The sequence below is a fragment of the Reyranella soli genome (genome assembly GCF_007992495.1).
GTDB classification, from domain to species: domain Bacteria; phylum Pseudomonadota; class Alphaproteobacteria; order Reyranellales; family Reyranellaceae; genus Reyranella; species Reyranella soli.
In genome coordinates this window covers 1-23,729 of the sequence record NZ_BKAJ01000099.1, presented here as the reverse complement: position 1 = coordinate 23,729, position 23,729 = coordinate 1, and the positions used below count along the sequence as shown (strand labels likewise).

The window sequence follows — 23,729 nt, the reverse complement described above, 5'->3', positions numbered from 1 at the left end:
ATGATCGCGATGAGGCCAGCGGCAGTGTACTCGGCGCTCGGCACGCCTTATCGAGACGTCGATCGCGTCAAGTGATGCTACCGGAAGATCGATTTCCGATCGGAGGATAGTACTGCGGACTTTCGCGCCGATCGAACATGCCGTAGTCGCGCACCACACGCACGATGCGATGTCGGGTGCTGATACCGGCGAACAACCGTGGCTTAAACCGTTCGGCTGACGGTCGATCTCGCCATGATGCCAGAAAGGCACACTTTCCCTGATTGTAAATGCTGGAAAAGACATCGTAATCGAGCAGGTCACCGGCGTGGCGATCAAGCAGCAGGCTCTCTGGCAACGTTGCAGCGGACGCTATGTGCACCTCGCTCGAGCTGGGGTGAACCTCGGTCAGTGTCGCGAACTTGGCAGCGCCGGTCTCGGTCTCGTCCAACCGTTGTTCGACGATCGACCTGCCAGGAGGCGGCGCTGTATCCGCCACGATTTCCCCTACGCGCAGATGGTAGTCCTGGAAGACTTCGTCCCGGCCGCGTTGCTGCGTGTCGTGGTGCTGAGCCACCGTTCGCCACCGCACGACCGATTTTTCATCGCGCCAGGTCGAGTGCGACAAGATCCAGCCAGGCCGACGACTGCTCTCGAAGCGCTCGTTGTCAACGAACCCGTCCATTCCCTCAAGTGCCGGCCTCAGGCGCTTCGCCAGATCGAGGTAGAGGTCGAACTTCTCCGGCTTGGGATGGACTTCGAAGATAACTGAGAACATCGCATTCACCTCGCACTGCCGAAAAGCAAATGCCCCATGAGCGGAAGGCTTCGTCCTAACCTGGCGAGCTACAGGGTGGGCATTGCCCACGGTTCTATCGAGAGATAGGCTTGATACCGCGCTGGGGTACCGAGCGGCAAGGACTATCGATCAGAAGGTAGACAAGGAGATTCCATGAATGACGTTAAGACCGCGATCTTGGATGCTGCTGAACGGCGCATACAGCTCGGCGGTTTCGGCGGCTTCAGCTTTCGGGAGATCGCAACGGATGTCGGCATAAAGAGCTCGAGCGTCCACTATCATTTCCCTACGAAGGAAGACCTCGCTGCGGCCGTCATTCGCCGCTGGCGCGAAGAGACGTCGAAATTCGTCGATGAGGCATTGCAAAAAGAACCGGATCCGGTCCGAGTATGGGCAAGAGCATTTCGGGGTACGGCCCAGTCCGAAGGACGCATGTGCCCCTGCACAGTGCTGGGCGCTGCCTCGCAAGATCTGCCGCCGCAGGTAGCGAAGGAAGTGAAGGCATTCTTCCAGATGTGCCTGGACAAGCTGGTTGCGGAAGGAGTAGCGCCGAGTGCGGCGGCGGAACTGTTATCGACTATTACCGGCGCCCTAGTGGTCGCAAACGCTCTGGGCGATCCTGCAGCGTACGATCGCGCCATCGGTGACTTGCTCCGTCAACGAAAGCCAGTGCCGCGCCGTGGCGCGCACAATTCTGCGCACGTCCGGGGTGTACACAAGGGAACATCGCGCCGAGCGGCGGGCGCCTGAGAGAACGCCGCCGCCCGCATGACTTACTGACTGATAAGACGAAGTGCCGTGATCACTGGCGACCGGCCATGACACCGCCATCTACCGGCAGCACGACGCCGGTGATGAAGCTCGCCTGATCAGACGCGAGGAACAAGAGAGCCTCCGCAGCGTCCGCCGCTTGGCCGTTGCGGCCGAGTGGATGGAGCGCATTGAACGTTGGGAGGGCGGCCTTGACCTGCTCGGGGGGCAGGAACGTGTAGTAGATGGGCGTTTCGATGACCGCCGGCGCAATCGCGTTCACACGGATCCTGTCGGGTGCAAGCTCGATCGCGAGGTTCTTCACCAGGGCATGCACGCCAGCCTTCGCCGCGGAATATGCCGACGATGGCGTCGCACCAATCGCCTGTAGTGCCCACATCGATCCGGTTTGCACAATGCTGCCGCCGCGACCGGCACTCTTCATGGCCTTTGCCGCGGCCTGAGAGGTGAAGAACGTACCCTTGAGCGTCCCATCAAGGAACCGATCGAATTCGGCTTCGGTGACTTCCAGGAACGGCTTTGGCGCAAAGACACCGGCATTGTTAAACAGCACATCGACGTGACCGAATTGGTCGAGCGACCGCTGCACAATAGCCTCGCCGGTCTTTGGGAGTGCTACGTCGCCGGCGTACGAGACCGCGCGCTTCCCGGTCGGGTCTAGCTGACGTACCGCCGCGTTTAGCTTGGCGGTGTCGCGGCCGTTGATGACGACCGAACCGCCTTCGGCGATGAAGCGCGAGGCGACTTCCTTGCCAATACCCGACGCGCCGCCTGTGATAACCGCGACCTTGTCCTTGAATCTCATGGCGACCTCCGTCGGCTATCTATCAGTAGGTCGCCACTTAACGCTGGATATCTCCTCTGTCAACGGCTATCTATCGATAGACAGAGGAGTGCGAAGCCGTGAACGAGACTGCGGAGCGCCTAATGGATTTGGCGGAGAGCCATATCCGCAACGCGGGATACGGCGGCTTTAGCTTCCGAGAGCTCGCAGCCGAGATCGGCATAAAGAGCGCGAGCGTACACCATCATTTTCCGACCAAGGCAACGATGGCTGCAGCTGTCGCCAGCCGATATGCAGACCGATTTCTAGCCGCAGTCGTCCATCAGCCAAACGAGACCGCAGAGGACGCGGTCGCAATGTACCGGTCTGCGTTCCGGACGGCGCTCGACCGCGATGGCCGGATGTGTCTGTGCGGTGTCCTAGGCGCCGAGGCCGGCGGCCTCCCGCCAGAAGTCGCGAAAGCGACACGGACCTTCTTCCGCCGCTGCATTGAAGATCTTTCCGCGCGGATGGGTGGTGGCCCTGAAACGAAGGCCAGGGCGTTGCAAGTGATGGCGACCCTGGAAGGCGGAATGGTGCTTGCTCGCGCACTGGGCTCAATCGACGCATTCGATCAAGCGACCGCTAGTCTCGCGAAGCCAGTGGAAATCTCGAAACCCGACGAAGCATCCAAGGCGAAAACTACACCTCCAGAGGTGTGCCCATGAAAATCGACAAGAAAGCGCGAGATAAATCGTCGCTTCGAGACGACGAAACAGCGGTGGAACTGCACAACCGTCTGGCAAAGCGGATCGTTTCGATGATCGTGCACGAGCAAGTCGCAGCCGGCGGAACAGTCTCCGATATCATGTTTCTCTGCGAAAGCGTGCTGGTCGGTGTTGTCCTTGGGTGCTTCCAACTTGGGAGTGACGAGAGAGCACTCGATGCGATCGTGAGCCGCGTCAAAGAGCGACTCGCCAAGGTGCGGCTGGAGGATCTCGAAATCAAAGGCAAGGCATGACCGTTGAACTGAGATTGTGCAGGAGCCGTTGACATGCTGATTGAAGATCGGAAGTCACCGGTCTTTCCAACGCTTACGCCTCGTCAGCTGGAGTTTGCCGCTCGCGTTGCAAGTGGTCCCTCAAAGGCCTCCGGAGCTGGTGAGAACATTTTTCAATGTTGGTGACCGCGACGCGGGCATTTGGCTCGTCGCGAAAGGCGGCATCATCGCCACTCGTAGGGACGGATTAGAGAGAGGAGCTGTTCGCGACGTGTGGTCCGGGCCAGTTCAGCGCGAAGTGAGCGAGCTTGGAGGCCAGGCTTCGTTGGCCGGTGCATGTGCAGCACCAGAAGGGTGCGTCGCATAAGCGTTAGGGGCACCCCGGGCAAAAGGGCAACGCGTCTCTGCGGATGCATTGCCAAGAATCCTATTTCCGCCGGACCTCGCTGCCACCCGCAATCGTTCTGGTGCTGCAGAAACCGTGACAGAAGTTCTAATAACTTGGGTGCTTGACGTTCTTTGTTCGTTCTTTTATGTTCTCGACGGTAACATGGATATCCCGGAGCGATGTCAGGCATGGACCACCGAACCAAAGGGCTGAGCGAGGCGTCTGCCGATGCTTCTGCTGTCAGTGCTGTCGCCGCACGATCGTCGGGCACCGAGGATGCCGGTGCGCCTCATTTCTCACGCTTTTCCGGTTGGTCGGAGATCGAGGGCGATCTTCTCGACGATCGTCGCGTCTGTGTCCCGGCCTTTCCCCTCGAGTTGCTGCCGCCGCCTTGGCGCGACTGGTCGAGCGATGCGGCGCGGTGTGCCGACGCGCCCGTCGACTATGTGGCGCAGGCGGTGCTGGCGGCGATCGTCGGCGTATGTGGTCCTCGCGTCTTTCTGTCCATCGCGCCAGGCTGGTCGGAGCCCTTGCTGCTGCGGCTGGCTGTGGTCGGCGCGGCCTCGACAGGCAAGACGCCGGCGCTTTTGTCGGTTCGTCGCTTGTTGGCCATGCTCGAAAGAGAGCCGAGCGATGACGGCGGTGAGCCGAAGCGACAGATCGTCCTGCGCGAGGCCAGGTTTGAAAAGATGGCTGCAACGCTAGCCAGGAACCCGCGCGGCATGCTGCTATGGCGCGACGGGGCTGCAGGCTGTTTGGCGCCGCTCGGCGGTGGACGCAGTGTCCGCGACCTCGACCCCTACGCAGTGAGCATCCTGGGCTCGATGGAGCCCGATTGCCTGGTCCAGAGCTTGCCGCGCGGCGGAGATGGCCTGGCTGCGCGCTTCCTCTATGCTTGGCCAAATCCGTCGCCCTTTCGGCCGCTCGCCGATCGCAAGCCACTGCGCAATGAGGCGGTGTTAATTCTGCTGCGGCGGCTGCTGCAGGCGATCGACACTTCCAGCAAACCCCATGTTCTGTCCGTGGATCGATCGGGTGCGGAGGCCTTCGATGTCTTCCTGGCGCGGCTCGATCGCGAGATCCGACAAGCCGAAGAACCCGAGGCGGCATGGCTGGGAAAAGGGCGCGGCGCGGTGGCGTGTCTCGCCGGCACCTTCTCGTTGCTGCGGTGGTCGGCCGCGAACTCGGACGAGCCGCCGCGTCGCATCGGCCTTGAATCGATGGAGCACGCCGTGTCGCTGTGGTCCGACTACTACCGGCCGCACGCCCGCGCCTTCCTGCAGCGCGCCCTGCCAACGGACCTGGAATGTCGGGCCCGGCGGGTCGTGCGTTGGCTGCGCGCCGACGACCGCGCCAGCTTGTCGCGAGAAGACGTGCGGCGCACGGCGCTCGGCCAGACGGTCGACGCCCGAGAAGCCGATCGCGTCTTGGCGCGTCTCGTGGAGGGCGGCGTGCTGCGCCGGCTGGCGGCGAACTCCCGCCCGCAAGGTGGCCGGCCCGCGCTGCGCTGGCAGGTCAATCCGCTTCTCACGGCGGCCCAGGCTTAGGGCGCCAGCGCAAACTGCGGGAACTGCGGAAACCTCAAAAGCTCCCATGAAATGCGCATCGAGCACATCCATGGTTCTCAAGTCGCAAACTGCGGGAACTGCGCAAACCTCGAATGGACCGCAGTCGATGCTCGCCCTTCCTGGCTCAACGCGGCAGCGAGTAGCCGACCTTCTCCTCGATCTCGATGGTCTTCTTGACCGCCGGCCGCGCCATCACGCGCTGTAGTGCGCCTCGACGTTGGCGAAACCGCCCGCCTTGGGCTCGAGCGCGTCGCGGATGCGCCAGTAGAGGCGGAACAAGTGTATGTCGGCGATCGAATAGCTGCCGCCGACCGCCCATTCATTCGCGCCCAACCGCTTGTCGGCGATCTGCCAGATCTCGCGTGCTCGTTCCATGCCGGCCGTGCGCGCCGGATGGATGGCCGAGGCGATGAAGGACATCCACGAGACGACCTGCGCTTCGGCCTCCGGATCGTCGGCCGGCAGCAGGTCGGCCTTGGGATAGGCCCGCGCCAGGTAGAACAGGCAGCCCGCGACCTCGGTCAGGACACGGCCGTCGACCAGCAGCGTCGGCACCTTGCCGTTGGGATTGATCGCCAGGAATTCCGGCTTCTGCATGTCCTTGGTCGCAAAAGACATCGGGCGCGCCTCGAAAGGCGCGCCCGTTTCGTGCAAGGCAATGTGAACCGCCATCGAGCTCGAACCGGGGGCGAAGTAGAAGGTCAGCATCCCCCGGTGATGGCGCTCGGCCGGCTACTTGTCCAGCCAGAACGTGTCGAAGCGCACCACGTCGTAGATGCCGAAATACTCCTTCGGATTGTGGCCCTTCACGTAGTTGAACCAGGCGTCGTTGATCTTCTCCCAGGACACCGGGAGCAGCGGCGGATCCTCCTCCATGATCATCTCGGCCTGGCGGATGTACTCGAGCCGCTTCTTGGGATCGACCTCGGTGTCGATCTGCGGCAGCAGCGCGGCGAACTTGGGATTGTCCCACTGCGAGTAGTTCTGCGGTCCGCCCTTCTTGTACCAGGCGTTGAAGTAGTCACTGGGGTCGAGCAGGGTCGACACGATGGCGCCGATCGCCAGGTCGAACTTGCCGGTGTTCACGTCGTCGAACCACACGGATTCGACGGCGGTGCGGATGTTGGACTGCACGTTGAGGTTCTGCTGCAGCATGGCCTGGATGGCCTGGGCCCACACCTTGAACGAGGCGACTTCGCGCACCAGGAAGTCGAGGCCCTGGATGCCCTTCTCGTAGCCCGCCGCCTTCATCAGGGCCTGGGCCTCCTTGACCGAGGCGCTCTGATCGGCCTGGTAGCCCAGCCGCTTGTTGAGCTCGGCGATGGGCGTGGCGACACTCGAGAACGGATAGATGAAGCCGCCGACCATCATCGGCGCGATGTCCTTCACCACGTCGACCAGCACGGGCTTGTCGAGCGCGAGGTGGAAGGCGCGGCGCACCCGCGGATCGTCCATCGGCTTCTTCTTGTTGTTCATCCAGGTGGCCTGGATGACGCTCTGGTAGAAGTTGAGGCTGGTCATGCCCTGGGTCGCCTGCGCTTTGCGGGCGGTCACCGGATCGAGGATTCGCGCATAGTCGACGCGGCCCGACAGTATGGCGGAGCCGAGCTCGGGCGAGAACGGCAGGGCGTGATAGAATTCGATACCGTCGAGATAGGGCAGGCCCTTGTTCCAGTAGTTCGGGTTCTTCTCCATCACCCAGACTTCGTTCTCGACGCGGCGCTTGCTCTTGAACGGGCCGGTACCGGGAATGTCGACGACGCGACGCAGGTTGTACTGGTTGTCCTCCAGCGTCTTCTTGCGGACGATGCCGTTCCAGCCGCTGGCGATCGCGCCCATGATGAAGTCGGGCGGCCGCGGTGCCGAGAGCTTGAACACCACGACGTTCTTGTCGGGAGCGGTGATCTCCTCGACCGCGGCGAACAGCGTGCTGCGCGGGATGCTGATGCCCTGCGGCGGCTTGGCGATCCGGTCGAACGTCGCCTTGACGTCCTCGGAGGTGAGCTCGGCGCCGTCATGGAACTGCACGCCTTTGCGCAGGTGGAACGTATAGGTCTTGCCGTCCTTGGAGATCTCCCAGCTGTGCGCCAGGTCGGGGATGATGGTCTTGCCCGAATCGCGCGGATCGCGCCGCACCAGGTTGTCGAACATGCAGCCCTGGCTGCCCAGGCTGTTGATGGTGCCCGACTGGTGGAAGTCGAAGTGCGGCGGACGCATGGTGATGCCGTACTTCAGCACGCCACCCGACTTCGGGTTGGGTTCCGGCGCCGCCAACTGGAACTTCGAGCCGTCGTACTCGAGCGGCACACCCTGCGCCAGGGCAGGCCACGGCGTGCCATAGAGCGCGACGGCAGCCGCTGTGCCGCCCATGACGAACTCACGACGGTTTACGCCCCTACGCTTGGACTTCGACTCACTCATTTTGTTTCCTCCCATAAGCCTTACGGCCATTTGGCCTTTTGCAGACTGAGCACGATGTGCTCAGATGGCTTTGTCCATTCCCCGTATGGACCAAGGCTAACACGATAAAATTCAGGGAGTCTCGCGTGAATCCTCGCCAGCCGGCGCCGCGGGTTATGAACGGCACCGCCCCAGAGTCGCCCATAGAGTCCGCACAAACAGTCCTGCAGATCGAGGATCTCCAGACGCATTTCTTCACCCCGGTGGGTGTGGTTCGCGCTGTCGACGGGGTGTCTTACGCCCTGAAAAGCGGTGAAACACTGGGGGTTGTCGGCGAATCGGGCTGCGGCAAGAGCGTGTCGGCGCTGTCGATCCTGCGCCTGGTCGCCAACCCGCCGGGCCGCATCGTCGGCGGCGCCATCCGCTTCGAGGGCCGCAACTTGCTGGAGTTCAGCGAGCCCGAGATGGAGCGCATTCGCGGCAACGACATCTCGATGATCTTCCAGGAGCCGATGACCTCGCTCAACCCGCTCTACACGTGCGGCAAGCAGATCGCCGAGGCTGTTGCACTGCACCAGGGTCTGAGCAAGCGCGACTCCTGGGACCGCGCGGTGGAGATGCTGCGCAGCGTCTCCATCCCCGAGCCCGAGCGGCGGGCGCACGCCTATCCGCACCAGCTCTCGGGCGGCATGCGCCAGCGCGTCATGATCGCCATGGCGCTGTCGTGCAATCCCAAGGTGCTGATCGCCGATGAGCCGACCACCGCGCTCGACGTCACCATCCAGGCGCAGATCCTCGACCTGATGCGCGCGCTGCAGGACAAGTACGGCACCGCCATCATCCTGATCACCCACGACATGGGCGTGGTGGCCGAGAACGCCGACCGCGTGGTGGTGATGTATGCCGGCCGCAAGGTCGAGGAAGCCAATGCCGCCGAGCTGTTCGACAATCCGGGGCATCCCTACACCAAGGGCCTGCTGGGCTCGATCCCCCATCTCGACACCGCCGCCCGCACCGACACCAAGCGCGCCAAGCTGAACGAGATCAAGGGCATGGTGCCGTCGCTGTTCAACCTCCCGCAGGGCTGCAGCTTCGCGCCGCGCTGCGGGCTGGCGAGCGACCACTGCCGCAACCACAAGCCGCCGCTGGAAGAGCAGAGGCCCGGCCATTGGATCGCCTGCTGGCATGCCGATCGGGTGCTCGGCGGTGTCGCCGTAGGTGCCGCATGACCGCGCTGCTCGAAGTCGAAGGCCTGAAGAAGCACTTCCCGATCCACAAGGGCGTGTTCTCGAAGGTGTCGGGTCAGGTCTATGCCGTCGACGGCGTGTCGTTCTCGATCGGTCGTGGCGAGACGCTGGGACTTGTGGGCGAGAGTGGCTGCGGCAAGTCGACGGTCGGCCGCACGCTCCTGAAGCTGCTCGAGCCGACCGACGGCACCATCAAGGTCGGCGGCGAGGACATCACCGGGCTCGGTGCCCAGGCCATGCTGCCGTACCGGCGGCGCATGCAGATGATCTACCAGGATCCCTACGCCTCGCTGAACCCGCGCATGACGGCGGGCGAGATCGTGGGCGAGCCGCTGATCGTGCACAATATCGGTACGCCGGCCGAGCGCCGCGAGCGCGTTGCCGGCCTGTTCGAGCGCGCCGGGCTCAGGCCGGAGGCGGCGAACTCCTATCCGCACGAATTCTCCGGCGGCCAGCGCCAGAGGATCGGCATCGCCCGCGCGCTGGCGCTCAATCCCGAGCTGATCGTCGGCGACGAGCCGGTGTCGGCGCTCGACGTCTCGATCCAGGCGCAGATCATCAACCTGCTGATGGAGCTGCAGGACGAGTTCCAGCTCTCCTACCTGTTCGTCGCCCACGACCTCGCCGTTGTCGAGCACATCAGCCACCGCGTGGCGGTGATGTATCTCGGCCGCATCGTCGAGATGACCGACAAGCGCTCGCTGTTCGAGATGCCGCTGCATCCCTACACCGAGGCGCTGCTCTCGGCCGTGCCGATCCCCAAGTCGAGCGCGCGCGGCCGCAAACGCGTGATCCTGACCGGCGACGTGCCGAGCCCGATCAACCCGCCGCCGGGCTGCCACTTCCACGCCCGCTGCCCCTACGCCATGCCGCGCTGCAAGACCGACGTGCCGGCCTTGCGCGAGGTGATACCGGGCCACTTCGCGTCGTGCCACCTGCACGACGGCGGGGTGAAGGTCCCGTTGGGCGCTGCGGCCTAGCCGTCATCCCGAGCGAAGCCGCCCGAAGGGCGGCGCAGCCGAGGGACCTATTTTTGTCGACAGGCGACGAAAAGAGGTCCCTCCACTTCGCCTCGCTGCGCTCGGCTCCGGTCGGGATGACGGGAGTTAAACTGACCCTCTCAACCTCGGATCCAGCAGGTCGCGAATCCCGTCGCCCAACAGGTTGAACGCCAGCACCGTGATGGTGATCGCCACGCCCGGGAACACCACCAGCCACCAGGGCGGCACCAGGCCGGAGTTCAGCGAATCGGCCAGCATGTTGCCCCAGGTCGGCGTGGGCGGCGGGATGCCGACACCAAGGAAGCCGAGCGAGGCCTCGATGATGATGGCGACGCCGAGATGGGTCGTCGCGAGGATCAGGTAGGGCGCCACGCACTGCGGCAGGATGTGGCGGAACATCATGCGCGCGTGCGAGGCGCCGATGCCGCGAGCCGCCTCGACATACTGCATCTCCTTGAGCGACAGCACGACCGAGCGGATGACGCGTCCGCCGAAGGGTATTCGGGTGATGGCAATGGCCACGATCACCGTCAGCATGCCGCCGCCCAGCGCCATGGCGATGGCCATCGCCAGGATCAGGTCGGGAAAGGATTGCAGGAACTCGATGACACGCTGACTCGCCATGTCGAAGCGTCCACCGAAATAGCCGCAGGCCAGGCCCCACAGGGCGCCGACCGTCGTGCCGAACACCACCGCGCCCAGCGCCACGGTGAGCGAGCTCTGCGCGCCGTACATGACACGGCTCAGCGTATCGCGGCCGATCTGGTCGGTGCCGAACCAGTGCGCCTCGCTCGGCGGCTTCTGCATGGCGCGGAAGTCCGACTTCAGCGGCGGATAGGGCGCGATGACCGGCGCGGCGATCGCCATGGTGACGATCAGGGCGGCGATGACGCCCCAGAAGGCCGAAAGCGGCGCGCGGCGGACCAGGGTGCGGATGCTGCGTGCGATCGTGCGCAGGCGCGAGGGCGGGGCGGGTACGGCGGCGCCGGTGACAGTCGTGGTCATCGCAGGCGAATCCTAGGATCGAGGAGCGCGATCGCCACATCGACGACGATATTCAGCATCACGAACACCACCGAATAAATGAACACCAGGTTCTGCATGACGAAGACGTCGCGCTCGCTCACCGCTTGGAACATCGAATAGCCGAGGCCGGGCGTGCCGAAGGCACGTTCGACCGGGATCGAGCCTGCCAGCACCAGGCCGAGCAGGACGCCGGACAGGGTGATCACCGGCAGCAGCGCGTTGGGCAGCGCGTGCAGCGCGATCACCCAGCGGTTGTTCAACCCTTTGGCTCGCGCGGTGCGCACGTAGTCCTCGCGGATCACTTCCAGCAGGCTCGAGCGACCCATGCGGGCGATATAGGCGGCCTGGCCCAGCCCCAGCACGATGGCGGGCCCGATGACGAGCTGCAGGTTGCCTATCGGGTCGGTGAAAAAGCCGACACCGGCCATCGGCGCGCGATAGCCGAACCAGAACAGCAGCGCGAGCACGATCAGCATGCCGACCCAGAAGCCGGGCACGGCGATGAACAGGATGCTGACGAAGCGCGCCACGCTGTCGGCCACTGTGTTGGGCTTGAGCGCGCTGATGATGGCGACGGGAATCCCGACCAGCCAGGAGAGCACGACGGAGATCAGGGCGATCTCGGCCGTCAGCGGCCCACGGCGAAGGATCATGTCGGCGACGCTCTCGGAGCGGAAGAACGATTGGCCGAAATTGCCCTGGATGATGTCCTTCACCCAGCGCAGATACTGCACCCACAACGGATCGCTCAGCCCCAGCTCGCGCATGTAGCTGGCGCGCTGCTCCTCGGTGAGCTTCGTCATACCCTCCGGTCCGAAGATCGCGACCAGTGGATCCCCGGGCAGGATACGCATCACCACGAAGACCATGATCGATACGCCGACCACGGTAAGCGCGCCGAACGCAAACCTGCGCGCGATGTAACTGTACACGGCGCCTCCCTATGTCATCGGCCTTAGTGGCCTGTTGTTGGAGGCATCATAGGGCCGGTTCGGGGCCTGAGGCGACTCCTATGACGACGCGCTGACGCCGCTTTCACGGCAGAGCGACACCACCTCGGCGCGCTCGCGCTCGGAGGCGGCGATGCCGACCACGACGAACTCAGGTGCGGCCGGCGTGCCCATCATCACGCCGACATAGGGCTTCATGCCGACATAGGCGCCGTTGCCGTTGCGGCCATCGACCTCGCCGCACACCGTGATCGTGCCGCGGCTGTTGCGCGCGCCGTTCATGATGCCGAACCGGGTCGAGGCCGGGGTCTTCATCCATTTGCTGACGCCCGCCACCACGGCTTCCTGCTGGCGGGCATCGAGCGTCACCTTGGTGCCGGCCTCGATCGACATGCCTGCCGGCGCCGGCGGCAACTCGCTGTAGGGCGGCACGAGCGAGACCGGATTGTGGGCAATATGCTGGCCAGCGTCGGACACGCAGGCGCCAACGCAGGCGAACGCCATCGCGCAAATGATGGACCGAACCGGGCTGCGCATGAACTCCCCTTTCAAACGCAGAGTCCGGTAAGCCTAAACCCATCGGTCCGGGCCGTCGACCGTCGCGCCGCAACTTTCGGTGCCGCTCTCCTTGCAATCGCACTGAATCGCGGATGGCGCGGTGGGCGGTCGGGCATCATTGTCCTCCTGCGAAACAATGATCCGCGCGGCATCGCTGTTGCGACGGCAGGCCGGTGGTCTGTTATCGTCCGCCGAGAACTGCTTCGGAGGAGATGTCATGAACGCGCCGACCGCCAAACCCACCCTGACCGCGCCGCAGCGCCTGCGCGCCCTGCTGACCGAGCCCGGCCTGGTCGTCATGCCGGCGGTCTATGACGGGCTTTCCGCCAAGCTCACCGCCGAGGCCGGTTTCAAGACGGCCTTTCTCTCGGGTTCCTGCGTGGCGGCGAGCCGGCTCGGCGGTCCCGATCTCGACCTGCTGTCGTTCGGTGAGATGTTCGATTCCTTCCAGATGGTTCATGGCGCGGCACCCGACCTGCTGGTGCTGGCCGACGGCGACCACGGCTACGGCAATGCCATGAACGTCCAGCGCACGGTCAGCGCCTACGGCCGCGCCGGCGCCGCCGCCGTGCTGATCGAGGACAAGATCACGCCGCGCGCGCTCACCGCCGCCGGCAAGCCCTGCCTGCCGCGAGCCGAGGCGCGCATGAAGATCCGCGCCGCCGTCGAGGCAGCCAGGGACTCCGGCATTCTGGTTCTGGCACGCACCGACTGCCGTCCCACGCAAGGCATCGACGAGGCCGTGGCGCGCATCGAGATGTATGTCGAAGAAGGCGCCGACATCCTGTTCCTGGACTCGCCGGCCGACGACGCCGAGATCGGCCGCGCCATCGCCGCCGCCAAGGGCCGCCCGTCATTCGTGGTGCTGTCGCCCGGCGCGCCGCGCGCGACGCCTTCGCAAAAGCAGGCCGAAGCGCTCGGCTTCAAGATCGGCACCTTCCCGACTGGACTGCTGTCGCCCGCGACTGCTGGCATGAAGGCCGGCCTGGCCGCTCTCAAGGCGGGCGAATCGGAGGCCAAGAGCGCGCTGCCGCCGCCGGAACTGCGCACCATCCTCGGTTACAGCGACTACGACACCAAGGCCAAGCCGTTCATCACGGGCTGAAAAAGAAGACGGGCACCCCGCTGGGGTGCCCGTTCTCCTGTCACGCTCGGCCGGTCATTGACTCGCCGGTCGCGCCATCCACGGGCCGGTATCGGTGAAGACCTGGCCACGCCAGGTTTCGTTCCTGTATCTGTACTCGGGCTTGGCCTTGAGCTGGTCCTTGGTCATGTTGACCGTGACCTTCTCGCCGTTGTCGGCGATCTTCAGGTCGGACCAGGCAATGCGCACCTCGCGGTCGCCGACACCCAGGAAACCGCCGACGCTCACCATCACGCTGTCGACCTTGCCGTCCTTGGTGAGATAGATCGACTTGATCTCGCCGATCGACTCGCCGTCGGCGTTCTTGATGTTGCGGCCGATCAGCTTGCGGGTGTCGGCGGTGGCCGCCGGGCCCATCGTCCTGTCAGCCGGGGCCGTCGCCGACGCGGGTGGACTCGTCGCCTGTTGCGGCTGCGCATAGGCGGCGGCTGCGCCGCACGTCAGCAACGCCGCGAGCACGATGTGCTTGAGCATGGGTATTACTCCTACTTAATGATGACTCGATACCGGGCTAACGGGAGCTCGGTGTACTCGTTGCCCGCCGCGGGCTCGGCATCGGCCGCACCTCAGGCAGCGGCAGCGTGGCGTCGCGCGGCAGCTCGCTCAGCTCCTCGTCCTGTCGCAGACCCGGCATCGGCATGACGGCCTGATTCTTGGAGTTCGGACCGATCGTGGAACCCGTGCCGCCGACCATCGCCGGACCCGACTCCGGCATCTTCGACGCATCGATCGCCTGCGCTGGCCCCTGGATCGGACCCTGGGCCTTCAGGACAGGCACGCAAAGCGCCAGCGGCAGGGCGGTGGCGAAAGCGAATACGAAAAGGACTGCACGTTTCATGGCAAACCTCCGCCGTTTGACGATTCAACAAGCCGGCGTTCGCCCACGTTGCATGCAACCTTCGCCCTATTTGGCCCTGTATTTTCGAAGGTTCCCTGGTCGCAGGCTGGTCACACCGTCCCGAATGGCAAGGCGTTAGAGAGGGCTCCACCCCGACAACGCGCCAGCATCGGATCGTCGGAATGCCGCCCCAGTCTCCGCCACCGCCGCCGTTCCGTCGTCCGGCGACGCCGCACATGGCGGGTCCCGCGCCAGGCGGGCCGCGTCCGGCCGAGCGCAACGAGTTCGCCGATGCCGTCTCGCGCATGTTCGAGCATCGCCAACGGCTGGCACCCGATTTCGCGCCGTCCCTTCGCGACGACATACCCGTGCGCGACGATGTCGATGAATGGGATACCCCGCGCGCCTCGTGGCTGAGCTCGCTGCTGGGCACGTCCGCGTTGCGGCGCGCGCTGTCGATCGTGCCCTTGGCCGTCGCCGGCTACGCCGTCGTCTGGTTCCTCTACTTCGAGCCCTCGCAGAACGTCACGGCAAAGCCGGTCGTCGAGGTCAAGCCGGAGACGCCTCAGGTGGCTGCTCCGGTCGAACTGCCGCCGCCGGCGCGACCGGAAGTGGCCGAAGCCAAGCCGACGCCGGCACCCGGGCCTGCGCCGGCCGTGACGACACAAGCTGCGCCGGCGGCGGCGCCGGCAGCCGTCGCCGCTGCTCCGTCGCGGCCATTGACGAAGGACGAGGTCAAGGAACTGCAGGGCAAGTTGGGTGCGGCCGGTTTCACGGCCGGTCCGATCGACGGCGTCGTGGGGCCGCAGACCCAGGCGGCGCTGCGCCGCTACGCCCAGGCGCGCAGCCTCGCCACGCCGGAGGCGACCCAGGAAACGCTACTGAGGTTGCGTTCGGAAACTCAGGCCAGCCAGTAGCTCAGGTCACGGAAAGATCACTGCACGACGGCCGGCGGCTTCCTAACCTCGCTCGACCAGCGGGGGCGGGGAGATGCGTTCGGTCGTAGTCGTGCTGCTTGGATTGATCGCGGGCGTCCATGCGGCACAGGCACAGGCTTGGCTGACGGTAGCGGACGCCGAAGGTCGATTCTGGCTCGAGATGCCCGTGCCGTTCGATTTGCCGCCGTCGCAGGTCGCGCCCGACGGCACCGTCACTTTCGCCTACGTCCACGAGACGCCGGAACTGGCGCTGCGCTTCGAGGTGGTCGACCACGGCGAGGCGATGCAGGTCCTGCCGATGCCCGTCAGCCGGATGTGGGACAGCGAGCGCATGGTGCAGGTGCGGTCCCATGTCGTCGGCCGCCGGACCTATCGCGTGGTCGCGATTTTCCCGCCTGAGCTCGAGGGCGATGCGACCATCCTGCGATTCATGCGATCGGTTCACTACAACGACGATGCGAACTAGCGCACGGACGAGCGGCGACGCAACCATATCGTCAGCGCCGCGGTGAACAGCAAGCCCATCGTCGCCATCACCAGCACGGCGGTGCGCGGACCGAATTCGGTGGCGATCGCACCGGCCGCCAGCACGCCGAGCGGCCCGGTGCCGATGCCCACCGTAACGATGCCCATCAGGCGCGAGCGCATGTCCGGCGGCGCCTCGGTCAGCATCAGCGTGGTCTGCATGTTGCCGAAGCCTGCGGTGCCGAAGCCGCCCAGCACCAGCACGGCGAAGGCCAGCCAATAGGATGGCGACAACGCCATCACGATCAATGCCACCATGAACAGCGCCGCGCCGCCGGCGAAGGCGAGCCGCCGGTCCATGCGCACGACGCCGGCCGCGATCAGCGCGCCGCCCGCAAGCGCACCGATCGGCTCGGCTGCCGCCAGCAGCCCGACCAGCGCCGGCGAGACGTGGAAGGCGCTGATGCCGAGCGGCGCCACCAGGCCCGAATAGGCGAAGGCGAACGCATTGGTGACGACGGTGATGCCCCACACCAGCAGGATGGTGGGCTTGGTCCAGGCGTAGGCCAAGCCCTCGGCGATCTCGGCGGGAATGCGCGCGAGGTCGAGGCGGCGCGTCAGCTGCGGATGGACAAGGCCCGCCAGCGCGAAGGCGCCGGCGAACTGAACCAGGGCGGTGAAGGTATAGGCGCCCTTCATGCCGAGCCATCCGAAGACGATGCCGCCCAGCAGCGGGCCGACCATGCGGGTGGCGGCATTGGTCGCAGAATCGAGCGCGATTGCCGGCACGATGCGATGCGGACCCGCGACCTCGCCCACCATGCGCCGCCGCGTCGACATCTCGGTCGCCCACATCGTGCCCGACAGCAAGTTGCCGAGCGCCACATGCCAAAGCGAGAGCTGGCCGGTGGTGGCGAGCGTAGCCAGCACGGTCGAGACCACGGCCGGCACGATGAGCGCCAGCATGACGATGGTCTTGCGATTGACCGCTTCGGAGACCGCGCCGGCGAAAGCGCCGAACAGGAGCTGTGGCAGCTGGCGCGCCGCGACGACGGCGGTCGCCGCCATCGCCGATCCCGTCACCTCATAGGCGAACAGGCCGGAGGCTAGCAGCTCCAGCCAGCGCATGGCGTTGGCGAACGCACCCACCAGCCACAGCCGCAGGAAGTCCGGTGTCTTGAGCAGTTCCCCGATCGGGCCGTTCATTTTCTTTTTCCTCCCCCGTCATACGGGGGAGGGTAGGGAGGGGGAAAGCTACAAAGAGGATCTGCGAAATATGGAGATCGTGATCTGAAATTGTCGGGCACCGCGCCTGTGGCTCGCCCCCTCCCTACCCTCCCCCGTATGACGGGTTTGTATGACGGGGGAGGAGGTGTATCAGCGTCCGATCTCCTCCAAACTGACGCCCATCGTCTCGATGCGGAACTGCCAGGTCACCCAGGCGCCGAGCAGTGAGCTTGCGATCAGGACACCGAGCAGCAGGTTGACGCCGATGTCGGCCAGCAGCACCGGGAACAGGAACGCCGTCAGGACGGCGCCGACCTTGGCGAAGGCGGCGGCAAAGCCCGCACCCTTGCCGCGGATCTCGGTCGGAAACACTTCGCCGGCCAGCAGATAGGTCTGCGCGTTGGGCCCGACGTTGGTCATGAAGTTGAACAGCATGAAGCCCGCGAACAGCAGCACGGTGCGCATCGGTTCCGCCGTATGCAGCGACAGGGTCGCCAGCCCCAGCCCCGCCGCGCAGCCGATGAAGCCCACGATCTGCAGGCGGATGCGGCCGACCCGATCAGACAGCAGGACGGCCGCCAGGATGCCGACGATCAGCAGCACGTCGAGCAGCGCCGCGCCCTTGGCGGCCAGGATGTCGCACGCGATCAGGGCGCTGACATTGTGCGGGACGATGTCCTCGTGCCCAATCGCCTTGACCAGGATGGTGGGCGTGAAGATGCCGATGCCATAGGTGCCGAGATCCTGCAGGAACCACGGCACCGAGGCGAGGATGGTGGCGCGCCGCGCAGGCAATACGAAGAGCTCACGCCAGCCGCCATTGCGGCGCACGCGCGCCATCGCAGCTTGCTCGTCGGCCGGGAGATCGGTCAGGCGCACTTGCTTCGGATACGGCGGCTCGCGCTCGAGCAGGCGCGCGACCTCGGCTTCGGCCTCGGCCTTGCGGCCCTGGGTCATCAGCCAGTGACCGCTGTCGCTGATCCTGACGCGGCCCATCACGACCACGATGGCCGGCACGATGGCGGTGGCATACATCCAGCGCCATGCCCCGATCTCCGGGAAATTCGACAGAATGGCGAAGCCCATGACAGTGCCGACCAGCGCGCCGATCGCCTGGAAGGCGAAGGCGCTCAGCACCAGCCGCCCACGGTCCTTGCTGGCGATGCTCTCGGAGATCACCAAGTGGGCCGTCGGATAGTCGCAGCCCAGCGCCAGTCCGACGCCGAACAGGAACACAACCATCCAGAGATAGGTCGGGCTCCAGGTGAGTCCGATCAGGAACAGGACGAACACCACCATCTCGACCACGAACATGTAGCGGCGGCCGTAGATGTCGGCGAGGCCGCCCAACGCGATCGCGCCGACCATGATGCCGGCCAGCGGGGCCGCGCTGACGATGCCCTTTTCGGCAGGCGAGAGCCCGAATTCCTTGACGAGCAGCGGCAGGGCGACGCGGTTATGAACACGACCAGCCCTTCGAAAACCTTGCCGGCCGAGGCGAGCAGCCAGATCCGCCACTGCATGGCGGTCATCGGAATGAAACCGGTGGGCGTGCCGTCGGGCCAATTGGGCGTTTGGTCGATGTAGCCCTGGACGGTGCGCGGCAGCTCGGTCATGTCATGGCATTATTAGAAGAAACATATTGAGGAAACGTGATGCTGAGACGCAGCCTGCTTGCCTCCTCACTTGCCGCGCCCTTGGTGATGCGCGGGCTCACCGCCGAGGCACAGGCGCAATGGCCGGCCAAGACGGTGCGCTTCATCGTGCCCTTTGCACCGGGCGGCGGCACCGACACGGTGAGCCGCCTGATCTGCGACCAGCTCGGGCGCACCTTCGGCCAGCAGTTCGTGGTCGACAACAAGGGCGGGGCAGGCGGCAACATCGGCACGGCCGAGCTCGCGCGCGCCACGCCCGACGGCTACACGATCGGGCTGATAACCGTCGCCAGCCACACGCTGAACCCGATGCTCTACAGCAAGCTGCCTTACGACGCTGACAAGGACATCGTCGGCATCTCGCGCGTCGCCGTGCTGTCGAACCTTTTGGGCGTGCCGCAGTCGCTGCCGGTCAACTCCGTCGCCGAGCTGATCGCGCTCTGCAAGAAGGAGCCGGGCAAGTATTCCTTCGCCTCGTCGGGGCCCGGCACGTCGCTGCATCTCAGCGGCGAGCTGTTCAAGACCATGGCCGGCGTCGACATCATCCATGTGCCCTACAAGGGCGCCGGACCCGCCTACAACGACCTGGTCGCCGGCACGGTGCAGATGATGTTCGCCAACATGCCGTCGATGCTGCCGCAGGTGCGCGGCGGCAAGCTGAAGGGGCTGGGCGTCACGTCGGCCGAGCGCTCGAAAGCGGCACCCGATATCCCGGCGATCGCCGAGACGCTGCCGGGCTATGTCGCCACGTCATGGTACGGCGTCGGCGCGCCGGCCGGTACGCCCGAGCCGATCCTGGCCAAGCTCGAAGCCGCCATCGCCGAGGCCATGAAGCAGCCGGAGATCCAGAAGCGCTGGGCCGACGATCTCGGCCTCGACATGCCACCGCCCGGTCGCGTCGGGTTCGACGCTTTTCTCGCCGAAGACCGCAAGCTCTGGGCGCCGGTGGTCAAGCCGTCGGGTGTGAAGCTCGATTGATCGCTTCAGGTCACGGCGACGGCCAGGGCTATGGCCGCGACGGAAATGCCCGCACCCACGGCGAACCACAGCCCGTGGTCGGGCTCTGCGTCCGGTTGGAACATGGAGCGCAGTCCCGCCGCCTTCTCGGCGGCGTCGATCTGCTCGGCGGTCTTCTCGTCGGCATGGGCGTGATCGATGTCGTGGCGCACTTGATCGATGGTCGAGCCTCGCATGGCGACCTCCTTGGCAACTCCGCAACGAACGCCCCGGGCGGCGTGTGGGTTGCCGCAACGGCGATGCAGTTTTGTCGTTGCTACGTAATGGCAAAGGCCGTCCCGCGGACAACGATGGAAGCGCAGCAGGTCGATGAGCTGCCGAGCGACAAAGGCTGGCAGTTCGAGCCGAAATGGGACGGCTTTCGCTGCCTGGCGAGCCGTGACGGTGCCAAGGTCGAGTTGATGGGCCGGTCGGGCAAGAGCTTGGCTCGCTACTTTCCCGAGGTCGTTGCCGGCCTCGCCGACCTGCCAGTACGGCGTTTCACCCTCGACGGCGAGCTCGTCATCCCGGTCGGCAAGGCGCTGTCATTCGATGCGTTGCAGATGCGCCTGCATCCGGCGGCAAGCCGCATCGCCAAGCTCTCCGCCGAGACGCCGGCGCTTCTGATCGTGTTCGACGTGTTGCGCACGCCCGACGCCGACGTCGCCGGACGACCGTTGATCGAACGGCGCGCGGCGCTGGAGAAGCTGTTCACGCGCCTCGCCGATGCGCCGCATCTGCGTCTGTCGCCCGCGACCACGCGGCGCGCCGAGGCGTCGCGCTGGCTGGCGCGGGCCGGCGGCGGTGCGCTTGACGGCGTCGTCGCCAAGCGACTCGACGAGCCTTATCGCGCAGGCGAGCGGGCAATGCTCAAGATCAAGTGCCTGCGCTCAGCTGACTGCGTCGTCGGTGGCTTCCGCTACGCCACGGCAAGCAAGATGGTCGGCTCGCTGCTGCTCGGTCTCTATGACGACCAGGGCCTGCTCGATCATGTCGGCTTCACTTCGGCGATCTCCGATGCCGAACGTCCGGCGCTGACGCGCAAGCTCGACAAGCTGCGCGGCGGGCCGGGCTTCACCGGTGACGCGCCGGGCGGCCCCAGCCGTTGGTCGACCGAACGCAGCGGGCAATGGGAGCCTCTCAAGCCCCGGCTGGTCGTCGAGGTGCAATACGATCACGTGACGGGGCAGCGCTTCCGCCACGGCACGCGCTTCGTGCGCTGGCGGCCCGATAAGCTGCCGCGGCAATGCACCATGGATCAGTTGCAGCGTGAGGCGCGGCCGTCGCGATTGATCCGCGAGATGCGGCTATAGGAACTGGCGCAGCGCCGCCAGCACGACCAGCGCACCGACGGCCATTACCACGCTGCCCAGCGAGATCACGTAGAGCGCGCGGCCCGGCGACAGCCGCGCCATGCTGGCGGCGATCCAGAAGAACGGATCGTTGAGGTGGCAGATCGCCATCGAGCCCGCGCCGACTGCGGCGGCGGCCAGCGTGCGGCCCATGGTGCTGTCGAGGCCGAGCGCAGGCAGCATCGGCTCGACCATGCCCGAGGCGGTGAGGATGGCGGTGAGCGAATTGCCTTGCATGGTCTTGACGATGGCTGCGGCGAGGAACGGCGTGAGGATGCCGTAGCGCGGATGGAGGGCGTACTCGGCCAGAAGCTCGGCCATGCCGGTCTCGTCGAACACGCGGCTCAAGCCGCCGGCGGCGCCGACGGCCAGCAGCAGCGGCGCCCAGCCGCGGCCGGCCAGCGCCGACGGTTGCCAGCGGCCGGCGAACAGCACGCCGACCGTGATGGCGATGGCCGCCAGCATCAGCGGCTTGGAGATGCCGATGTAGAATTCGCGCGCGCCGCCCTTGCCCAGCGGCTCGCTCGGCATCTGCGCCACCGCCTGCAGGATCAAGAGCGCGATCGGAATGGCGACGGCGAGCCACGCCCAGCTGCCGCGGCCCGGCGTCTTGCTCGCCGGCACCTGGCGCGAGACGAACCACCAGCCCAGCAACGCCGCGATCACGGCAAGCGGCAGGCCGACCACGGCCAGGCTGCGCGGCGGGATCTTCATCACCGACGCCGCGGCGACGGCGAGCGGCGAGGGCGTCGCCAGGGCGGCGAAGGCGAGCAGCGTGAGGGCGAGGCCGAGTGCGCGGCGCGGCGCGTCCTGGCCAGCCGGCTGCAACAGCGCCAAGCCGCCGGCTGCCGAGGCGCCGAGGCCTGCCAGCGCGCCGGCGGCAGCCGACGTGCCGGTGCCGAGCGGCTCGCGCAGCACCAGGCTCGCGACCAGCGCGCCCGCGACCACCAGCAGTCCGACCTGCTCGATGGCCGCCGTGAAGCCCAGCCCGAACGCCTTGCCGACCGACATGAAGGTCATGTCCGCCGCGATGCCGTAGACCACGACCGTCGCCATGATGGCGAGGAAGGCAGGAAGATGCAGGCGCTGGACCAGCAACACGATCGAGATGACGGCGAGCGGCAGGAGAAGAGAGGCGAGGAGCATTGCGGGCGAGACATTAGCGTGCTTCGACGCATTGTCACCCGGAGCAACCCACCGCTTTCTCATCTCCTCCCCCGTCATACGGGGGAGGGTAGGGAGGGGGAAAGCCTCAGCGATAATCTCTCGAAGATGAGATCATGATCTGAAAGTGGCCGCACTGAGTTCGTTGGCCTGCCCCCTCCTGTATCCTCCCCCGTATGACGGGGGAGGACATGAGCGGGAGACATGAGAGGGTGTCTGTGGGCTATAGTCGCACCGTGCGCCTCCTTCTCGCTCTGCTGCTATTCTTCGGTCTCGCCACCGCATCGCGCGCCGACACCATCGTGCGCATCGAAGGCAAGAACTTCATCGCGCCCGACGGCGGCACGCTGCTGATCAAGGGCATCAGCCTCGGCAACTGGCTGATGCCCGAGGGCTACATGTTCAAGTTCGAGGTGGCGAAATCGCCGCGCCAGATCTACGGCGCCTTCGACCGCCTGCTGGGGCCCGAGCGCGCCCAGGCGTTCTGGCGGAGGTTCCGCGACACCTACATCACGCAGGACGACATCGCCTTCATCAAGTCGGTCGGCTTCAACACCGTGCGCATCCCGCTGCACTATCGGCTGTTCATGAACGCCGACGGCGAGATCACGGGCGAGGGCTGGTTCCTGCTCGACCGCGTGCTGGGCTGGGTGCGCGACGCCGGCCTTCTCGCCATCGTCGACCTGCACGCCGCGCCCGGCGGCCAGACCGGCATCAACCACGATGACGGGCCGGGTTATCCCTTGATGTTCTATGTGTCACGCGACCGGCTTCTGACGGTGAAGCTGTGGCGGGCGATCGCCAAGCGCTATGCCGGCAATCCGGCGATCCTGGGCTACGACATCCTGAACGAGCCGATCGCGCCTTATCATGATGTGGCGACGCTCAATCCGCGACTGGAACCTTTCTACAAGGAAGTAACGGCAGCGATCCGCGAGGTCGATCCCGGCCGCGTCGTGATCCTGGCCGCCGGGCAGTGGAGCTCGAGCTTCGACATGTTCGGCACACCCTTCGCCGACAACCTCGCCTACACGTATCACTCGTTCTGGGCGAGCACGAAGCGCGACTCCATTCAGCGGCACCTGAACTTCTCGGCGCGCTACGACGTGCCGTTGTTCCTGGGCGAGACCGGCGAGCTCACCGACGAATGGAACGCGCGCTTCCGCAAGCTGCATGAGACGCACGGCATCGGCTGGTCGTTCTGGACCTACAAGAACCTCGACACGCCCTCGACCGTCGTCTCCATCCCGCGCCCCGACGGCTGGAACGAGATCGTGGCCTTCGCCGACGGCAAGCGCACGACCAAGCCCGACGCGACGCTGATCGACCGCGCGATTGCCGAGTATCTCGACGGCATCCGCTTCAGGAACGGCATGGTGCGGTGGAGCTATCTGGAGTCGCTGGGATTGAAGGGCGCCCCCTGACCCTTCTTGCCGGACCGCGGGCCTCCAGGCCCGCTCATCGTCTTCGTCTTCCGGACCGCGCGCATCCTGCGCGCTC

At 65.7% G+C, this 23,729-nt stretch carries 25 protein-coding genes; 12 read left to right on the top strand and 13 right to left on the bottom strand.

Annotated elements, in window-relative coordinates; genetic code table 11:
* Positions 1–67: 67 nt before the first annotated feature.
* Positions 68–757 carry an antibiotic biosynthesis monooxygenase family protein gene (locus RSO01_RS27695; RefSeq protein WP_147153570.1) on the bottom strand — a complete coding sequence of 230 codons (690 nt, stop codon included), beginning with the start codon at positions 755–757 and terminating at the stop codon, positions 68–70.
* 174 nt (positions 758–931) lie between these two features.
* Here RSO01_RS27695 and RSO01_RS27690 point away from each other — a divergent pair, with 174 nt between their 5' ends.
* Positions 932–1,528: a TetR/AcrR family transcriptional regulator gene (locus RSO01_RS27690; protein WP_147153567.1), complete on the top strand. Its 597-nt coding sequence runs from the start codon at positions 932–934 to the stop codon at positions 1,526–1,528.
* A gap of 52 nt (positions 1,529–1,580) precedes the next feature.
* On the opposite strand, the gene RSO01_RS27685 is transcribed toward RSO01_RS27690, so the two are convergent.
* A complete protein-coding gene (locus RSO01_RS27685) occupies positions 1,581–2,354 on the bottom strand; it encodes an SDR family NAD(P)-dependent oxidoreductase (protein WP_147153565.1) in 774 nt (257 codons plus the stop codon).
* A gap of 98 nt (positions 2,355–2,452) precedes the next feature.
* Between RSO01_RS27685 and RSO01_RS27680 the strand changes: the two genes are divergently transcribed.
* The 3 genes from RSO01_RS27680 to RSO01_RS27670 all read left to right on the top strand — a co-directional run bounded on the left by RSO01_RS27680 (position 2,453) and on the right by RSO01_RS27670 (position 5,247).
* A complete protein-coding gene (locus RSO01_RS27680; protein ID WP_147153564.1) occupies positions 2,453–3,040 on the top strand; it encodes a TetR/AcrR family transcriptional regulator in 588 nt (195 codons plus the stop codon).
* A complete protein-coding gene (locus RSO01_RS27675) occupies positions 3,037–3,333 on the top strand; it encodes a hypothetical protein (RefSeq protein WP_147153562.1) in 297 nt (98 codons plus the stop codon). Before RSO01_RS27680 ends, RSO01_RS27675 begins: the two co-directional genes overlap by 4 nt.
* A 744-nt stretch (positions 3,334–4,077) precedes the next feature.
* The gene (locus RSO01_RS27670; RefSeq protein WP_170303400.1) at positions 4,078–5,247 is read left to right on the top strand and encodes a DUF3987 domain-containing protein; all 1,170 of its coding nucleotides are present in this window, start codon (positions 4,078–4,080) and stop codon (positions 5,245–5,247) included.
* A 213-nt stretch (positions 5,248–5,460) separates the two neighbouring features.
* Here RSO01_RS27670 and RSO01_RS27665 read toward each other — a convergent pair whose 3' ends face one another.
* Positions 5,461–5,976, bottom strand: coding sequence for a glutathione S-transferase family protein (locus RSO01_RS27665; RefSeq protein WP_147153558.1), 516 nt, complete (start codon positions 5,974–5,976; stop codon positions 5,461–5,463).
* A gap of 24 nt (positions 5,977–6,000) precedes the next feature.
* Entirely contained in the window at positions 6,001–7,689 is a 1,689-nt protein-coding gene (locus tag RSO01_RS27660; RefSeq protein ID WP_170303399.1) for an ABC transporter substrate-binding protein, read from the bottom strand.
* A gap of 155 nt (positions 7,690–7,844) precedes the next feature.
* Here RSO01_RS27660 and RSO01_RS27655 point away from each other — a divergent pair, with 155 nt between their 5' ends.
* Positions 7,845–8,897, top strand: a complete 1,053-nt coding sequence (locus tag RSO01_RS27655; RefSeq protein WP_147153630.1) for an ABC transporter ATP-binding protein — start codon at positions 7,845–7,847, stop codon at positions 8,895–8,897.
* Entirely contained in the window at positions 8,894–9,895 is a 1,002-nt protein-coding gene (locus tag RSO01_RS27650; protein ID WP_147153554.1) for an ABC transporter ATP-binding protein, read from the top strand. The genes RSO01_RS27655 and RSO01_RS27650 overlap by 4 nt, the downstream gene beginning before the upstream one ends.
* Before the next feature lie 126 nt (positions 9,896–10,021).
* Here RSO01_RS27650 and RSO01_RS27645 read toward each other — a convergent pair whose 3' ends face one another.
* From RSO01_RS27645 to RSO01_RS27635, 3 genes are all read right to left on the bottom strand, one after another.
* On the bottom strand, positions 10,022–10,921 hold the full coding sequence (locus RSO01_RS27645) for an ABC transporter permease (RefSeq protein ID WP_147153552.1): 900 nt from the start codon (positions 10,919–10,921) through the stop codon (positions 10,022–10,024).
* Positions 10,918–11,874: an ABC transporter permease gene (locus RSO01_RS27640; protein WP_147153549.1), complete on the bottom strand. Its 957-nt coding sequence runs from the start codon at positions 11,872–11,874 to the stop codon at positions 10,918–10,920. Before RSO01_RS27640 ends, RSO01_RS27645 begins: the two co-directional genes overlap by 4 nt.
* A 78-nt stretch (positions 11,875–11,952) precedes the next feature.
* Positions 11,953–12,396: a hypothetical protein gene (locus RSO01_RS27635; protein ID WP_170303398.1), complete on the bottom strand. Its 444-nt coding sequence runs from the start codon at positions 12,394–12,396 to the stop codon at positions 11,953–11,955.
* 271 nt (positions 12,397–12,667) lie between these two features.
* Here RSO01_RS27635 and RSO01_RS27630 point away from each other — a divergent pair, with 271 nt between their 5' ends.
* Complete coding sequence (locus RSO01_RS27630; protein ID WP_218037475.1) at positions 12,668–13,555, top strand: isocitrate lyase/PEP mutase family protein; 888 nt, start codon at positions 12,668–12,670, stop codon at positions 13,553–13,555.
* A 54-nt stretch (positions 13,556–13,609) separates the two neighbouring features.
* Here RSO01_RS27630 and RSO01_RS27625 read toward each other — a convergent pair whose 3' ends face one another.
* Both RSO01_RS27625 and RSO01_RS27620 read right to left on the bottom strand, forming a co-directional pair.
* Positions 13,610–14,068 (bottom strand): PRC-barrel domain-containing protein, encoded by a 459-nt coding sequence (locus RSO01_RS27625; protein WP_147153545.1) that lies wholly within the window; start codon positions 14,066–14,068, stop codon positions 13,610–13,612.
* Between the two features lie 37 nt (positions 14,069–14,105).
* Positions 14,106–14,432, bottom strand: coding sequence for a hypothetical protein (locus RSO01_RS27620; protein WP_147153543.1), 327 nt, complete (start codon positions 14,430–14,432; stop codon positions 14,106–14,108).
* 182 nt (positions 14,433–14,614) lie between these two features.
* On the opposite strand from RSO01_RS27620, the gene RSO01_RS27615 reads away from it, so the two are divergent.
* Positions 14,615–15,349: a peptidoglycan-binding domain-containing protein gene (locus RSO01_RS27615; protein ID WP_147153541.1), complete on the top strand. Its 735-nt coding sequence runs from the start codon at positions 14,615–14,617 to the stop codon at positions 15,347–15,349.
* A gap of 73 nt (positions 15,350–15,422) precedes the next feature.
* Entirely contained in the window at positions 15,423–15,836 is a 414-nt protein-coding gene (locus tag RSO01_RS27610; RefSeq protein WP_147153539.1) for a hypothetical protein, read from the top strand.
* On the opposite strand, the gene RSO01_RS27605 is transcribed toward RSO01_RS27610, so the two are convergent.
* The gene (locus tag RSO01_RS27605; protein ID WP_147153537.1) at positions 15,833–17,041 is read right to left on the bottom strand and encodes an MFS transporter; all 1,209 of its coding nucleotides are present in this window, start codon (positions 17,039–17,041) and stop codon (positions 15,833–15,835) included. The genes RSO01_RS27610 and RSO01_RS27605 overlap by 4 nt on opposite strands.
* Before the next feature lie 171 nt (positions 17,042–17,212).
* Positions 17,213–18,580 (bottom strand): MFS transporter, encoded by a 1,368-nt coding sequence (locus tag RSO01_RS27600; RefSeq protein ID WP_246158863.1) that lies wholly within the window; start codon positions 18,578–18,580, stop codon positions 17,213–17,215.
* Positions 18,581–18,717: 137 nt separating this feature from the next.
* On the opposite strand from RSO01_RS27600, the gene RSO01_RS27595 reads away from it, so the two are divergent.
* A complete protein-coding gene (locus RSO01_RS27595) occupies positions 18,718–19,695 on the top strand; it encodes a Bug family tripartite tricarboxylate transporter substrate binding protein (RefSeq protein WP_246158861.1) in 978 nt (325 codons plus the stop codon).
* A 5-nt stretch (positions 19,696–19,700) separates the two neighbouring features.
* Here the strand turns inward: RSO01_RS27595 and RSO01_RS27590 are convergent, their stop codons facing one another.
* Entirely contained in the window at positions 19,701–19,910 is a 210-nt protein-coding gene (locus RSO01_RS27590) for a hypothetical protein (protein ID WP_147153535.1), read from the bottom strand.
* Positions 19,911–19,997: 87 nt separating this feature from the next.
* Between RSO01_RS27590 and RSO01_RS27585 the strand changes: the two genes are divergently transcribed.
* Positions 19,998–21,026: an ATP-dependent DNA ligase gene (locus RSO01_RS27585; RefSeq protein ID WP_281291518.1), complete on the top strand. Its 1,029-nt coding sequence runs from the start codon at positions 19,998–20,000 to the stop codon at positions 21,024–21,026.
* On the opposite strand, the gene RSO01_RS27580 is transcribed toward RSO01_RS27585, so the two are convergent.
* Positions 21,021–22,211, bottom strand: a complete 1,191-nt coding sequence (locus tag RSO01_RS27580; protein ID WP_170303397.1) for a GntT/GntP/DsdX family permease — start codon at positions 22,209–22,211, stop codon at positions 21,021–21,023. The two genes, RSO01_RS27585 and RSO01_RS27580, sit on opposite strands and share 6 nt — an antisense overlap.
* A gap of 254 nt (positions 22,212–22,465) precedes the next feature.
* On the opposite strand from RSO01_RS27580, the gene RSO01_RS27575 reads away from it, so the two are divergent.
* On the top strand, positions 22,466–23,653 hold the full coding sequence (locus RSO01_RS27575) for a glycoside hydrolase family 5 protein (RefSeq protein ID WP_170303396.1): 1,188 nt from the start codon (positions 22,466–22,468) through the stop codon (positions 23,651–23,653).
* The last annotated feature ends 76 nt before the right edge of the window (positions 23,654–23,729 follow it).